The organism is Streptomyces sp. NPDC059989, assembly GCF_042736975.1.
In the GTDB taxonomy this organism is placed as follows: Bacteria; Actinomycetota; Actinomycetes; order Streptomycetales; family Streptomycetaceae; genus Streptomyces.
In genome coordinates this window covers 53993-68895 of record NZ_JBHWUO010000015.1, presented here as the reverse complement: position 1 = coordinate 68895, position 14903 = coordinate 53993, and the positions used below count along the sequence as shown (strand labels likewise).

Here is a 14903-nt window from a genome sequence, read left to right as displayed (position 1 = left end):
CCTGCTCAGAGCCCCTGCGGGCGTGGGGGGCAGGCTCAGGCCGCGGTCTTGCGGGCCGTCTGGAAGGAGGCGTAGGCCCCGATCGCGAGGAAGAGGAACGTCATCGGGCTGGAGGTCTCCTTCCAAGCGTCGAACAGCTTGGCGACGCCGGAGTCCAGTACGTCCGTGGTGGAGATGCTGTACTCCTCCGCGATGAGCATGGCCAGCCCGAACATCTGTCCGCCGAGGACGGCCGCCAGGGAGAGGAGGGCGCTGAGGACCGGCAGGAGGGGGTTCCGGCCGCCGAGCTTGCCCGCGGCGAGGCCGACCACTGCGCCCACGGCCACCGCGGCGTAGCCGATCTGGTAGTTGGTCGCGCCGATGATCGCGCCGTAGATGGCGCCGATGACCAGGGCCGCGACGACGGCGGCGGCGATGCCGAGGCCGATGTTGCCGGTGCGGGCCGGAGCCGGGGCGGCCGGGGCCTCGGTGAAGGAGTCGGGCGCGGGCGGCTGGAAGTTCTGGCTCATGGGAAATCCCCCCCAGGGATTTTGGGCGCACGCATGTCCGTAGGACGTAAGTGCGGGATAAGTGACGCCGCAGGCTAGCAGGCGTCCACGACATCCGTGAGGGGGAATTTTCGCTGGGTGGCGGAGGGGCTGGGGGAGGTCAGAGGCGGTGGGCCGCGCCCACCGGGCTGGCGCCGCGGGTGTCGAGGAGCAACTGGGCTTTGACGGCGAGTCCTTGCAGGTCGTAGGTGCGGTGGTGCTGGAGCAGGATCGTCAGGTCGGCGTTGGCGGCGGCCTCGTACAACGATTCGGCGCGGGGCACCGGCTGGTCCCTGACCCGCCAGCCCGCGATGAACGGGTCGTGGTAGCTGATCAGTGCGCCCAGGTCGAGGAGGCGACTGGCGATCTCGCGGGCCGGGGAGCCCTCCTGGTCGGCGAGGTCGGGCTTGTAGGTGACGCCGAGGAGCAGGACGCGGGCGCCGCGCGCGGATTTGCCGTGCTCGTTCAGCAGGGTGGCGGAGCGCTGGATGACGTACTGGGGCATCCGGTCGTTGATCTCCTGCGCCAGGCCCACCATGCGCAGGGGGTGGCCGGGCGTGCGGGTGGTGTGGGGGAGGTAGTTCGGGTCGAGGGGGACGCCGTGGCCGCCGACGCCCGGGCCGGGGCGGAAGGCCTGGAAGCCGTACGGCTTGGTCTCGGCGCAGCGGATGACGTCCCAGAGGTCCACGCCGAGGTCGTGGCAGAGCACCGCCATCTCGTTCATGAGGGCGATGTTGACGTGCCGGTAGTTCGTTTCGAGCAGCTGTACGGTCTCGGCCTCGCGCAGGCCGCGGGCGCGGACCACCTTCTCGGTGAGGCGGGCGTAGAAGGCGTGCGCGGACTCCGTGCAGGCGGGGGTGAGGCCGCCGATCACCTTGGGGGTGTTGGAGATGCCGTGGGTGCGGTTGCCGGGGTCGAGGCGGCTGGGGGAGTAGGCCAAGTGGAAGTCCCGGCCCGCCCGGAGTCCCGAGCCCTCTTCGAGGATGGGGCGGAGGTAGTCCTCGGTGACGCCCGGGTGGGCGGCGGATTCGAGGATCACGGTGGTGTGCGGGCGGAGGCGGGCCGCGAGCGCGCGGCCGGCCTCGCCGACGGCGGAGAGGTCGAGTGCGCGATCGGCGCCGAGCTGGGTGGGGGCGCAGATGACGGCGGTGCGGACCCGGCCGAGCTCGGCGGGGTTGGTGGTGACCCGGAAGCCGGCCGCCGACATGCGGCGGATCTCGGCGGCGGTGAGGGTGGAGTCCGTGACCGGACCGCTGTCGTAGCCGACCGTCTCGATCCCGGCGGCGACGGCCGCCTGGGCGAGGGGGAGGCCGAGATGGCCGAGTCCGATGACGGCGAGGTCTGCGGGCATGGGGGTGCCGTCCCTTCCCTGACATGAGGGGGATGCGCGCGCAAGCCCTGTGGACAGGGGGAGCCCCGAGAAGCTGGCGCAATGTCAGGTTAGGCGTATATATGACAGATATGCCGCATTCTGGAGTGGTGGCCACCCTTGTGTTGTCCACAGGCGGTGGCTGATGTGGGCGCGGGCGGTCAGAATCATGAAAACGGGGGATGTGAGCGGGATCACCCGCATCTACGGGAGGCAGCCGTGAGGACAGCGACACTGGGGCCGGCACAGCGCGCCGAGGCCCTCGCCCGGATGGCCGAGCGGGAATTGGACCTGCTGGTGGTGGGCGCGGGCGTGGTCGGCGCGGGCACCGCACTCGACGCGGTGACCAGAGGCCTGTCGACGGGGCTGGTGGAGGCGCGCGACTGGGCGTCCGGCACGTCGAGCAGGTCGAGCAAGCTCATCCACGGCGGGCTCAGGTACCTGGAGATGCTCGACTTCGCCCTCGTACGGGAGGCGCTGAAGGAGCGCGGGCTGCTGCTGGAGCGCCTCGCCCCGCACCTGGTGAAGCCGGTGCCCTTCCTCTACCCCTTGCAGCACAAGGGCTGGGAGCGGCTGTACGCGGGCTCGGGCGTCGCCCTGTACGACGCGATGTCGATCTCCAGCGGGCACGGGCGGGGGCTGCCGGTGCACCGGCACCTGTCGCGCAAGCGCGCGCTGCGGGTGGCGCCGGCCCTGCGCAAGGACGCGCTGGTCGGAGCCCTGCAGTACTACGACGCCCAGATGGACGACGCGCGGTACGTGGCCACCCTGGTGCGGACGGCCGCGGCGTACGGGGCGCATTGCGCCAACCGGGCGAGGGTGATCGGTTTTCTGCGCGAGGGCGAACGGGTGGTCGGCGCGCGGGTGCAGGACGTCGAGGGCGGCGGGGAGTACGAGATCCGCGCGAAGCAGGTCGTGAACGCGACCGGGGTGTGGACGGACGACACGCAGGCGCTGATCGGGGAGCGCGGGCAGTTCCACGTACGGGCGTCGAAGGGCATTCACCTGGTCGTGCCGAAGGACCGGATCCATTCGAGCACCGGGCTGATCCTGCGGACCGAGAAGTCGGTGCTGTTCGTCATCCCGTGGGGGCGGCACTGGATCGTGGGGACCACGGACACCGACTGGGACCTGGACAAGGCGCACCCGGCGGCGTCGAGCGCGGACATCGACTACCTGCTGGAGCACGTGAACTCGGTGCTGGCGGTGCCGCTGACGCGCGATGACGTACAGGGGGTGTACGCGGGGCTGCGGCCGCTGCTGGCCGGGGAGTCGGACGCGACGAGCAAGCTGTCGCGCGAGCACACGGTGGCGCACCCGGTGCCGGGGCTGGTGGTGGTCGCGGGCGGCAAGTACACGACGTACCGGGTCATGGCGAAGGACGCGGTCGACGAGGCGGTGCACGGGCTGGACCAGCGGGTGGCGGAGTGCGTGACCGAGGACGTGCCGCTGGTGGGCGCGGAGGGGTACCGGGCGCTGTGGAACGGGCGGGCCAGGATCGCGGCCCGGACGGGCCTTCACGTGGTCCGTGTGGAGCACCTGTTGAACCGGTACGGGTCGCTGACGGAGGAACTGCTGGACCTGATCGCCGCCGATCCGGGGCTGGCCGATCCGGTGACCGGGGCGGAGGACTACCTGCGGGCGGAGATCGTGTACGCCGCCTCGCACGAGGGGGCGCGGCACCTGGACGACGTGCTGACGCGGCGGACGCGGATCTCGATCGAGACCTTCGACCGGGGGACGCGGTCGGCGCGGGAATGCGCGGAGCTGCTGGCGCCGGTGCTGGGGTGGGACAAGCAGCAGATCGAGAAGGAAGTGGAGCACTACGAGAAGCGGGTTCAGGCGGAGCGGGAATCGCAGCGCCAGCCGGATGACCAGACGGCGGACGCGGCGCGGCTGGGGGCGCCCGACATCGTTCCGTTGTAACTCCGGGATGCGGAAGGGGGAACCGCGGACCCGGGGCGCCCGTCCGTTGCGGAGTGAGGAACAATGAGGTTTCTGCCGGGGCGGGTTACCGCGGACCCCGGCCGCCGGGTCGTACGGCCGCCGGGTCGCTCGGCCGCTGGGGCAGGCGGAGCAGCGGCACGATCGCAGAGGGGACGCATGTCGAAGCCGGAGACGCCTGCGGCGCAGCCAGACGGTGTGGAGCCAGTGCCGGCGGCCGCGGAGCCTGACCTTGCCGGGTCGCCTGCGGCGAAGCCTGGGTCGGAGTCGGGGGCTGCGCCTGCCGGGTCGCCTACGGCGAAGCCTGGGGCTGTGCCCGCTGAGCCTGAGGACGCGAAGCCCGAGCCTGCCCGGTCGCCTGCGGCGGAGCCTGGGTCGGAGGCGGGGGTTGCGCCTGCCGGGTCGCCTGCGGCGAAGCCTGGGGCTGTGCCTGCTGAGCCTGAGGACGCGAAGCCCGAGCCTGCCCGGTCGCCTGCGGCGAAGCCTGGGGCCGGGAAGCCGGGGGTTGCGCCTGTCGAGCCTGAGGATGCGAAGTCCGAGCCTGCCGTGTCGGCTGCGGCGAAGCCTGGGGCTGTGCCCGCTGAGGCCGAGGATGTGAAGTCGGCGCCCGCGGCTGCGGAGGCTGGCCTTGCCAAGGCCAAGGCTGCGCCTGTGAAGCCGACCAAGGGCGAGGACGGGAAGGCTGCGGCTGGGAAGACGGGTCTGGCCAAGGCTGGGGCTGCGCCTGCGAAGTCGGCTGTGGCCGAGCAGGCGAAGCCGGCCGCGGCCAAGGATCTTGGGCGGTTGCTGGCCGGGCGGTACCGGCTGGGGGCCGTGCTCGGCAAGGGCGGGATGGGGACCGTCTGGCGGGCCGAGGACGAGACCCTGGGGCGGACCGTCGCCGTCAAGGAGCTCCGGTTCAGCACCGGGGTCGACGAGGACGAGAAGCGCCGGCTCATCACCCGTACCCTCCGCGAGGCCAAGGCCATTGCCCGGATCCGGAGCGGAGGTGCCGTCACCGTCTACGACGTCGTTGACGAGGACGGCCGGCCGTGGATCGTCATGGAGCTCATCGAGGGGCCTTCGCTCGCCGACTTCATACGGGAGAACGGCCCCCTCACCCCCCACCGCGCCGCCGAGGTCGGCCTCGCGGTGCTCGACGTCCTGCGCGCCGCGCACGGCCAGGGCATCCTGCACCGCGACGTCAAGCCGTCCAACGTGCTCATCGCCGCCAGCGGCCGGGTCGTCCTCACCGACTTCGGCATCGCCCAGGTCGAGGGCGACCCCTCCGTCACCTCCACCGGCATGCTCGTCGGCGCCCCCTCCTACATCTCCCCCGAGCGCGCCCGCGGTTACAAGCCCGGCCCGCCCGCGGACATGTGGTCGCTCGGCGGTCTGCTGTACGCCGCCGTCGAGGGCGTGCCCCCGTACGACAAGGGCTCCGCGCTCGCCACCCTCACCGCTGTGATGACCGAGCCGGTGGACCCGCCCAAGAACGCCGGTCCGCTGACCGAGGTCATCTACGGCCTCCTCGCCAAGGACCCGGCCCACCGCCTCGACGACGACCGCGCGCGGGCGATGCTCACCGCCGTCCTCAACGCGCCCGAGCCCGTACCGGCTCCCGAGCCGGCTCCGGCCGCCGAGGCGACCCGGCAGATCTCGCTCGCGGACGCCAAGGAGGCCGCGGACAAGGCCGCCGCGGAGAAGGCCGCGGAGAAGGCGGCGAAGAAGGAACGCGAGCGGCGGGAGCGCGAGCAGCGCGAACGCGCCCGCGCCGCACTGAAGTCGGCCCGCAAGGCGGCGGCGGGCGCCGCGGCCACGAAGGCCGCCTCGGCAGCGGAGGCGCCGGCCGCGCCGGCCGCCAAGCCCAAGGCCGCCCCGGTGGCCGCTCCGCTGACCGACGTCATGCCGCGCCGGACCATCGCGCTCGCGATAGCCGCCGTGGTCGTGGTGCTGGCGGCGGTCGGCTCGCTGATCGCCTACGCGGTCAGTGGCGACGACAACGGCGGACGCAAGGACGAGGGCAAGAACGGCGGCGGCAAGCCCACCCCGGGCGTGTCCGCGAGCCAGTCCCCGGGCGGCACCCAGCCGAGCAACCCCCCGTCCTCGCCGCAGTCCTCGCCGAAGGCGGGCGACCCGGGCGCCGGCCAGGGACAGCAGACGCCGTCCAACGCCAGTGGCGGCGGCACCGCGAGCCAGGGGCAGGGCGCTTCGCCCGGCGGCTCGGGCAGCGGACTCCCGGCCGGATACGCCCTGGTGACGGACCCTGGTTTCCACTTCTCGATGGCGATGCCCGAGGGCTTCCACCTGACGGGCATAGCGGGCAAGAAATCGGGCGGGATATACAGCCGCGACGGCGGCTTCCCGCGGATCCAGGTCGACTACAACGGCAGCCCGGGCGACGACGCGCGCAAGGCCTGGCTCGAACTGGCCCCCGGTACGGCGTCGAGCAGCACGAACTACAAGCTGCTCAGGATCGACCTGGCGAGCTACCGGAACTACCCGACCGTCGCCGACTGGGAGTTCGAGCGCGACCACAACGGCGTCCGGGTCCGCGTCCTCAACCGCGGCTTCAAGATGGACGCGACGCACGGCTACGCCATCATGATCAGCTGCCCCGCCGACCAGTGGGACGGCCCCGAGTGCACGCAGATGCGTACCACCGCCTTCGAGACGTTCCAGCCGCTCGGCTGACCTCGGGACGCGGGCGGCCCTGGCGACGTATCGTGTCAGCGGGGCCACGGGGGTGCCCCCAGCACTCGGGGGAGGCGATGTGGAGGAGTACGCGGGCCGGATCCTGGCCCACCGGTACCGCCTGCCGCTGCCGCCGTCGGACGAGTACGAGCTGATCGAGACCCGCGCCTTCGACACGCGGAGCGGGCAGGAAGTCCTGGTACGGCAGGTGCCGTTGCCGGAGGTCGTGGACGCGGAGCTGGTCGACGGCCCGCGGGCCCTGCCGGCGGCGGGGCGCCGCGACCCGGCGGACCTGCCGGCCGTACGGCGTGCCATCGAGGCGGCGCAGGCGGCGGCCGCCATCCCCGACCATCCGCGGCTGGACCAGGTCTTCGACGTGTTCGCCGAGGGCGGTTCGCTGTGGATAGTGAGCGAACTGGTCCCGGCGAGGCCGCTGGCCGCGCTGATCGCCGACGAGCCGTTGAGCCCGTACCGGGCGGCGGAAGTGGCCTCGGACGTGCTGACCGCGCTGCGGGTGCTGCACGCGCACGGGTGGACGCACCGGAACATCACGGTGCGGACGGTGCTGGTGTGCGAGGACGGGCGCGTCGTGCTGACGGGCCTCGCGGCCGGCGCGGCGGAGGAGGCCTTGTGCGGCTACGACCCGATCCCGGGGAGGGACGCCTCCGGCGGGGATGGGGGGTGGGGTGATCCGGGTCCTGCGCCTGCCTCTTCGCCTGCGGCGGGCTCGGCGGAGTCGGGGTGGGGCGGATCGGGCTCGGGCTCTGTGCCTGAGGTGGGCTCCGAGTCGCGGGTCGGTTTGGGCTCGGCTCCTGTGCCTGAGGTGGGCTCCGAGTCGTGGGGCGGTTCCGGCTCGGGCCCTGTGCCTGAGGCGGGCTCCGAGTCGTGGGGCGGCTTTGCGTCGCCCGAGGGGGCGCCCTCCTACGCGCCCCTGGTGGCTCCGGGGTACGACACCGGGCCTCGGTACAACGATCACATCGTCCCGGAACGGCCCGATCCCGACGCCGCCGCGCGGGCCGGGGCCATCGCCGCGTACCGGGCCGGGGCCCGGGCGGCGGCCGCCAAGGTCACCGAGCAGCGCAGGTCCGGATCCGATCCCATCGTGGTGCCGGAGCCGAGGCCCGCGGGGTCGACGCTTCCGCAGGGGTACTCGTATCCGTACGGCAACCCGGAGAGCGACACCCCCGCCCCCTGGCACGGCGCCACCCCGCGCCGGCCGGCCCTTCCGGCGTCGGATGCCGACCCGGAACAGCCGGCCCAGCCGCAGCCGGGTTCTTGGCCCGAGTTGGAGCCGAGGCCCGCGGGCGGCCCGGGGGGGCCGGGGCCGGGCGCGCGCCGGGGTACCTCCTCGGGCACCGAACGTGGCCAGGGGTCGGAGAGTGACAGCCTTGTTGCGTTCGGCGCCCTGCGGGGGCACCCCGGCACACACCCGGCCCCGGCGGAGCGCGAGCCGCACGCGGAGCCCCGGCCCGCGCTGCCCGCGCAGTTGGCGTTGCCGCAGGGGTATCGGCAAGCCGATGAGCTGCCGGTGTCGGGCAGTGGGGCCTATGCGCCCAGGCAGGCCAGTGCGTTGGGTGCCGAGCGGGCGCGGCAGACGCGGATGGCCGTGGTCGGGGCCGTCACCGAGCGGTGGGCTCCCGAGCAGGCCCGGAGCGTATCCGGGCCCTGGCAGCTGACGGCTCCCGTCGGGCCCGCCACCGATCTGTGGGCGCTCGGCGCGCTGCTGTACCGCGCCGTGCAGGGGCACGCCCCGTACCCCGAGGAGTCCGTGGCCGAGCTCGTTGAGATGGTGTGTGCCGAGCCGCCCGCCTTCGCGGAGGAGTGCGGCGCGCTGCGGCCCGTTGTGGAGTCGCTGCTGCGTCAGGATCCGACCGAGCGGCCCGACTTCGAGGAGCTCCGCGGCTGGCTGCGGTCGCTCGTACGGTCCGCCCCCGAGCCGGAGGCGGCGCCGCTGCCCGAGCCCGACCCCGCGCGGCTGCCCGTCGTACGCCGCCGCGGCGACCTCCACGGGCGGCACCGCAATCCCGCGGCCCCCCGCAAGCCCCGCGCCCTCGGCCGGACCCTGCTCGTCGGCATCCTGGTCCTCCTCGCCGGAGCGGTGGCGTACGCCCTGCTGTTCATGCCCCGTTCCGCCGCCCCGGAGGAACCGAAGAAGACCCCTGGCGGTAGCGCCCAGTCGCCGCCGAAGCCGACGCCCTCCCAGACTCCCGCCGGAACCCCCGAGTCCAATCCGGCGCCGCAGACGACCGCACCCGCCGCCACCGCCCCGCCCGGCTACACCACCCAGCAGGACCCGGAGCACTTCGAGATCGCCGTCCCCGAGGGCTGGGAGCGCCGCGGAATCAACGAGTCCGGTCAGGTGCGTTACACCGACGGGCAGTTCGTGCTGACGGTCGTCCCCGGACGTGACAAGGTCCAGGGCAATCCGGATCCGGCGGCGTACCAGAAGGACAAGGAACCGGAGCTGACCCCGTACCGGACGTCCACCTGGTCGACCGTGGGTGATGTGAAGACCACCAAGGTGGGCCAGCAGCTGCGGGCCACGGGCCGGTACACGTGGATCGACGGCACCGGCCGCAACGTCTTCGCCCGCAACTTCGTCGTCGCGCTGGGCGGCAGCTACCACGTCGTCATGGTGACCGGGCCCGAGGACGAGCAGGGCAAGGTCACCGATGTCTTCGAAAAGGCCACGGCGAGTTACAAGTCGGGCGGGTGAAGCCCTCCTGACGGGCGATCAGTACGGCGATTGCGTCACAGTGCGGGCTTAACGCGGCCGGGCGGTTCCTGGAGCGCCCGTGGGCTCCGTAATCTGGCCTGAAGTGCAGAGAGCGGCGGGGTTTCGTGGAACAGCAGACAGGTGGGGGCGCCGTGCTGGCGGGCCGGTACCGGCTCGTCGAGCCGATCGGCCGCGGCGGCATGGGCAAGGTGTGGCGCGCGCATGACGAGCTGCTCCACAGGACCGTCGCCGTCAAGGAACTGACGGCGGGTCTCTACGTGGCCCAGGCCGACCGGGACGTCATGCACGCCCGGACGCAGAAGGAGGCCCGGGCCGCGGCCCGGATCCAGCATCCGGCGGTCGTCACCGTCCACGACGTGCTGGAGCACGACGACCGGCCGTGGATCGTCATGGAGTACATCGACGGCCCCTCCCTCGCGGAGGCGGCCAAGGCGGCCGGGCGGATCGAGCCCCGCGAGGCGGCCAGGATCGGACTGCACGTGCTGGGCGCGCTGCGCGCCGCGCACGCGGTCGGCGTGCTGCACCGGGACGTGAAGCCGGGCAACGTGCTGCTCGCCAAGGACGGCCGGGTGCTGCTCACGGACTTCGGGATCGCCGCGATCGAGGGCGACTCGTCCATCACGCGCACCGGTGAGATCGTCGGCTCCATCGACTACCTGGCCCCCGAGCGGGTCACCGGCGGAACCCCCGGCACGGCCTCCGACCTCTGGTCGCTGGGCGCGACCCTCTACACGGCGGTCGAGGCCCGCTCGCCGTTCCGCCGCACCTCGCCCATCTCCAGCCTGCAGGCCGTGGTCAACGACGAGCCGCCGGCCCTCAAGCAGTCCGGGGCGCTGGGGCCGGTCATCACCGCCCTGCTGCGCAAGGATCCGCAGGAGCGGCCCTCGGCCGCGGAGACCGAGCGGATGCTGCTGGAGGCGATGGAGGGCCGGGAGCCGAAGGCGGCGCAGGCGTACGTACCCACGCGTGCGGTGACCTCGGAGGAGCTCTCCACGGCGCAGGAGCAGCCCGAGGAGCCGGCCCCGACGCCGGAGACCGGGCGGACGGCCGCGCTGCCGGAGTCCCCGGAAACCGTTGTGCCGGTACCCGCCCCCGCCCCCGCCCCGGCGAACGGCTGGATCAAGCGCGCCGCGGTGATCGCCCTGGTGGCGGCGCTGCTCGGCGGCGGCGGTGTGTTCGGCGTCCTGAAGTTCACCGACGACGCGGACAAGGGCGGCGGCTCCGACAAGTCCGCGAGCTCCCCCGACGCGAAGTCGGGCGAGGAGGGCGACAGCGACCAGGACGAGACGCTCGCCGCGCCCGCCGGGTGGACCGAGGTCACCGACCCCACCGGCTTCACCCTGTTCGTCCCGGACGGCTGGAAGCGCCAGATGGACGGCGACCAGATCGACTACACGCCGGACAACGGAAAGCACTTCATCCGGATCGCCGCCGACCCCACACCGGCATTCGAGAACCCGTACATGCACGTGCTCGACCTGGAGAAGCAGGTGCAGAAGCGGACGGACTACAAGAGGCAGCTGCTGAAGCAGAACAACTTCCGCGACACACCCCAGGCCGCGCTGTGGGAATTCACGTGGACCGAGAAGCAGAACCACCCCGGACCGCGCCGGGCCATCGAGCAGATGTACTTCGCCCCGGGCAACACCGAGTACGCGATCTACATGTCGGGTCCCGCCGCCGACTGGGAGGTGACCCGCCGGCAGTTCGACATCGTGCTCAGCGGCTGGGAGCCGCCCGCCGCGAAGCAGTAGGACGGCGGATTCCACGCATCCTGCCAGCGATCGCTGGCGGAAATGGCAAAATCCGGTTACCCACGGGTACCCAAAGGCCCGCGGGCGCAATACGCTCACCGCCATGACGGACTCGCAGGCCCCGGCCCCCCTCCGCACCGCACCGGAACCCACCAACCCGGTCGCCCCGGCCCCGGCCGGTGCCCGCACCGCCGCCGACGTGGTGACCCCCGACCTCGTCGCCCGCCTCACCCGCGGAGTGATCGGCTCCGGCCGCACCGCCAACCACACCCCCTTCACCGGGGACCGGCTGGCGGAGCTCCCCGAGGCCACCCCCGAGGACGTCGCCGAGGCCTTCGAGCGGGCCCGCGCCGCGCAGCCCGCCTGGGCCGCCGTCCCCGTACGCAAGCGGGCGGCGGTGCTGCTGCGCTTCCACGACCTGGTCCTCGCCCGGCAGGCCGAGGTCCTCGACCTCATCCAGCTGGAGACCGGCAAGGCCCGCCTGCACGCCCACGAGGAGGTCCAGGCGGTCGCCGTCGCCGCCCGCCACTACGGCAGGAAGGCCCCCTCGTACCTGCGCCCCAAGGGCCACACGGGCGCCATGCCCACCCTCACCAAGGTCACCGAACTGCGCCAGCCGCGCGGGGTCGTCGGCCAGATAGCCCCCTGGAACTACCCGCTCGAACTGTCGGTCGGCGACGCCCTGCCCGCCTTCGTGTCCGGCAACGCGCTGGTCATGAAGCCCGACACCGAGACCGCGCTGACCGCCCTGTGGGCCCGCGACCTGCTGATCGAGGCCGGGCTGCCCGCCGAGGTCTTCCAGATCGTCCTCGGCGAAGGCCCCGTCGTCGGCCCCGAGGTGGTCCGGCACGCCGACTACGTCTCCTTCACCGGCTCCACCCGCACCGGCCGCGAGGTCGCCCGGGGCGCGGCCGACCGCCTCGTCGGCGTCTCCCTCGAACTCGGCGGCAAGAACGCCATGCTCGTCCTGCACGACGCCGACATCGAGAAGGCCGCCGCGGGCGCCGTCCGCGCCTGCTTCTCCTCCGCGGGCCAGCTGTGCATCTCCATCGAGCGGCTCTACGTGCACGCCTCGATCGCCGACGCGTTCGTCGAGCGGTTCGCCGCCCGCACCAAGGCCATGCGCCTGGGCAGCTCGCTGGCCTACGGCGCCGACATGGGCTCCCTCGTCGGCGAACGCCAGCTGGAGACCGTACAGCGGCACGTGGACGAGGCCGTCGCCAAGGGCGCCACCCTCGTCGCCGGCGGCACCGCCCGCCCCGACATCGGCCCGCTCTTCTACGAGCCCACCATCCTCGACGGCGTCGAGGCGCCCATGGCGGTGTGCGGCGAGGAGACCTTCGGCCCGGTCGTCTCCATCTACCGCTTCACCGACGAGGACCAGGCCATCGCCGAGGCCAACGCCACCGCCTACGGCCTGAACTCCAGCGTCTGGACCAAGGACTCCCGCCGCGGCCACGCCGTCGCCGCCCGCCTGCGCACCGGCACCGTCAACATCAACGAGGGCTACGCCCCCGCCTACGGCAGCGCCCAGGCCCCCATGGGCGGCATGAAGGACTCCGGCCTCGGCCGCCGCCACGGCTCCGAGGGCATCCTCAAGTACACCGAGGCCCAGACCGTCGCCCACCAGCGACTGCTCCCGATGGCGCCCTCGCTGGGCATGGACGACGAGAAGTACGCGGCGTTCATGACCCGCAGCCTCCAGGTCATGAAGGCGCTGCGACTCCGTTGATCCTCCGACTCCGCTAAGGGGCAACACCGTGTCTGAGTCGTACGACTACGACGTCATCGTCATCGGATCGGGCTTCGGGGGATCGGTCTCGGCGCTGCGCCTGACCGAGAAGGGCTACCGGGTCGGCGTCCTGGAGGCAGGGCGCCGCTTCACCCGCGAGAGCCTGCCGAAGAACAGCTGGGACCTGCGCAACTACCTGTGGGCCCCGGCCCTCGGGCTGTACGGGATCCAGCGGATCCACCTGCTCGGCAACGTGATGGTGCTCGCGGGCGCCGGCGTGGGCGGCGGCTCGCTCAACTACGCCAACACTCTCTACGTGCCGCCCACCCCCTTCTTCGAGGACCGGCAGTGGGCGTCCATCACCGACTGGCGCGAGGAACTCGCCCCGTACTACGACCAGGCCAAGCGGATGCTCGGCGTACGCCTCAACCCGACGATGACCCCCTCCGACGTCCACCTCAAGGCGGCCGCCGAGAAGATGGGCGTGGCGGACTCCTTCCACATGGCCCCGGTCGGCGTCTTCTTCGGGGACGGCGACGATGCCGAGGGCCGGGCGAAGGTCCGGCCCGGGGACGAGGTCGCCGACCCGTACTTCGGCGGCGTCGGCCCCGCCCGCAAGGCCTGCACCGAGTGCGGCGAGTGCATGACCGGCTGCCGGCACGGCGCGAAGAACACCCTGAACGAGAACTACCTGCACCTCGCCGAGCGCGCGGGCGCCGTCATCCACCCCATGACCACGGTCACGGCCCTCTCCGAGCACCCCGAGGGCGGCTACCGCGTCCGTACCGTCCCCACCGACGGCCGGCGCCGGGGCAAGGCCAAGGTGCTGCGCGCCCGGTACGTGGTCGTCGCGGCGGGCACGTACGGCACCCAGACCCTGCTGCACACGATGAAGGACCGCGGCGAGCTCCCGAGGATCTCCGACCGGCTCGGCGATCTGACCCGGACCAACTCGGAGGGCCTGGTCGGCGCCCAGACCGACGACCGCCGCTACCGCAGGCGGCACGGCGCAGGCCCCGGCAAGGAGCAGCGCGCCGATTTCACCCGCGGCGTGGCGATCACCTCGTCCGTGCACCCCAACGCCGACACCCACATCGAGCCCGTCCGCTACGGCAAGGGCTCCAACGCCATGGGGTTCATGACCGTCCTGCAGGTGCCCTACGCCAAGCACCGGGTCCGCGCCTGGTTCGCCCGCACCGCCCGGCACCCGGTCCAGCTGGCGCGGTCCCTCTCCAACCGGCGCTGGTCGGAGCGGACCATCATCGGCCTGGTCATGCAGTCCCTGGACAACTCCCTGACCACCTACCGGAAGCCCGGCGGCATCGGGAAGGGCCTGCTCACCGCCCGCCAGGGCCACGGCGCTCCCAACCCGGTGCAGATCGCCGAGGCCACGCAGGCCGCGACCCTGCTGGCCGAGGAGATCAACGGATTCCCGGGCAGCAACATCGGCGAGCTGATGGGCACCCCGCTGACCGCGCACTTCCTCGGCGGCTGCCCGATCGGCGCCTCGCCCGAGGAGGGCGTGGTGGACCCGTACCACCGGCTCTACGGGTACCCGGGCATCTCGGTGGTGGACGGCGCGGCCGTCTCCGCGAACCTCGGGGTCAACCCGTCGCTGACGATCACGGCGCAGGCGGAGCGGGCGATGTCGTACTGGCCGAACCACGGCGAAGAGGACCCGCGGCCCGAGCAGGGCGTGGCCTACGCACGCCTCGCGGCGGTGGAACCGGCCAGTCCGGCCGTCCCGAAGGAGGCCTTCGGCGCGCTGAGGCTGCCGTTCCTGGCAGTCCCGGACATCCCGCCGAGGACTCCGGATCCGGCTGGATGAGCCGGGGTCGGTACCGCACTCCCCCTCCGAGCGCGGTACCCACCGCGGTACATGAGTGACAGGCGATCGCTGCGGAAGGTTGTACCGGAACCACGGAGACCGCTCTGTGGTCTCGCTCACACGGTGAACGGCGGCGGGGAGTGGGGGCGGCGAAGGGCGGCGGGGAGCGGCGGCCGGGAACGCCGAACGGCCGGCCCGGGGCGTCCCCTGGGCCGGCCGTTCTTTATGGGGTGACCGGGCTGCTGTCCCCTGCCGTCCGGTCACACGAAGGAGCGAGGTCCCACGACGCACGCTCCACGGGGCGCACGTCTCATCGCTCCTGCGGAGCCACGCGTGGTG

General features: G+C 72.8%; 8 protein-coding genes. 6 read left to right on the top strand and 2 right to left on the bottom strand.

Annotated features, from left to right (window positions below; all coding sequences use genetic code 11):
• Positions 1-35: 35 nt before the first annotated feature.
• Both ACFWBN_RS15790 and ACFWBN_RS15785 read right to left on the bottom strand, forming a co-directional pair.
• Positions 36-509, bottom strand: a complete 474-nt coding sequence (locus tag ACFWBN_RS15790; protein ID WP_385176773.1) for a hypothetical protein — start codon at positions 507-509, stop codon at positions 36-38.
• Between the two features lie 139 nt (positions 510-648).
• On the bottom strand, positions 649-1878 hold the full coding sequence (locus ACFWBN_RS15785) for a nucleotide sugar dehydrogenase (RefSeq protein WP_385176770.1): 1230 nt from the start codon (positions 1876-1878) through the stop codon (positions 649-651).
• Positions 1879-2115: 237 nt separating this feature from the next.
• Here ACFWBN_RS15785 and ACFWBN_RS15780 point away from each other — a divergent pair, with 237 nt between their 5' ends.
• The 6 genes from ACFWBN_RS15780 to ACFWBN_RS15755 all read left to right on the top strand — a co-directional run bounded on the left by ACFWBN_RS15780 (position 2116) and on the right by ACFWBN_RS15755 (position 14564).
• Positions 2116-3822, top strand: coding sequence for a glycerol-3-phosphate dehydrogenase/oxidase (locus ACFWBN_RS15780; RefSeq protein ID WP_385176766.1), 1707 nt, complete (start codon positions 2116-2118; stop codon positions 3820-3822).
• A gap of 177 nt (positions 3823-3999) precedes the next feature.
• Positions 4000-6513: a protein kinase gene (locus ACFWBN_RS15775; RefSeq protein ID WP_385176763.1), complete on the top strand. Its 2514-nt coding sequence runs from the start codon at positions 4000-4002 to the stop codon at positions 6511-6513.
• A 79-nt stretch (positions 6514-6592) separates the two neighbouring features.
• Complete coding sequence (locus ACFWBN_RS15770; protein WP_385176760.1) at positions 6593-9229, top strand: protein kinase; 2637 nt, start codon at positions 6593-6595, stop codon at positions 9227-9229.
• Between the two features lie 125 nt (positions 9230-9354).
• Complete coding sequence (locus ACFWBN_RS15765) at positions 9355-11004, top strand: serine/threonine-protein kinase (protein ID WP_385176757.1); 1650 nt, start codon at positions 9355-9357, stop codon at positions 11002-11004.
• Positions 11005-11107: 103 nt separating this feature from the next.
• Positions 11108-12736: a succinic semialdehyde dehydrogenase gene (locus ACFWBN_RS15760; RefSeq protein WP_385176753.1), complete on the top strand. Its 1629-nt coding sequence runs from the start codon at positions 11108-11110 to the stop codon at positions 12734-12736.
• A 28-nt stretch (positions 12737-12764) separates the two neighbouring features.
• Positions 12765-14564 (top strand): GMC family oxidoreductase N-terminal domain-containing protein, encoded by a 1800-nt coding sequence (locus tag ACFWBN_RS15755; RefSeq protein ID WP_385176750.1) that lies wholly within the window; start codon positions 12765-12767, stop codon positions 14562-14564.
• Positions 14565-14903: the final 339 nt, after the last annotated feature.

Bases quoted from the DNA above. Each gene is read 5' to 3' on its own strand.
- ACFWBN_RS15790 (WP_385176773.1), bottom strand. From the start codon at position 509: ATGAGCCAGAACTTCCAGCCGCCCGCGCCCGACTCCTTCACCGAGGCC.
- ACFWBN_RS15785 (WP_385176770.1), bottom strand. From the start codon at position 1,878: ATGCCCGCAGACCTCGCCGTCATCGGACTCGGCCATCTCGGCCTCCCC.
- ACFWBN_RS15775 (WP_385176763.1), top strand. From the start codon at position 4,000: ATGTCGAAGCCGGAGACGCCTGCGGCGCAGCCAGACGGTGTGGAGCCA.
- ACFWBN_RS15760 (WP_385176753.1), top strand. From the start codon at position 11,108: ATGACGGACTCGCAGGCCCCGGCCCCCCTCCGCACCGCACCGGAACCC.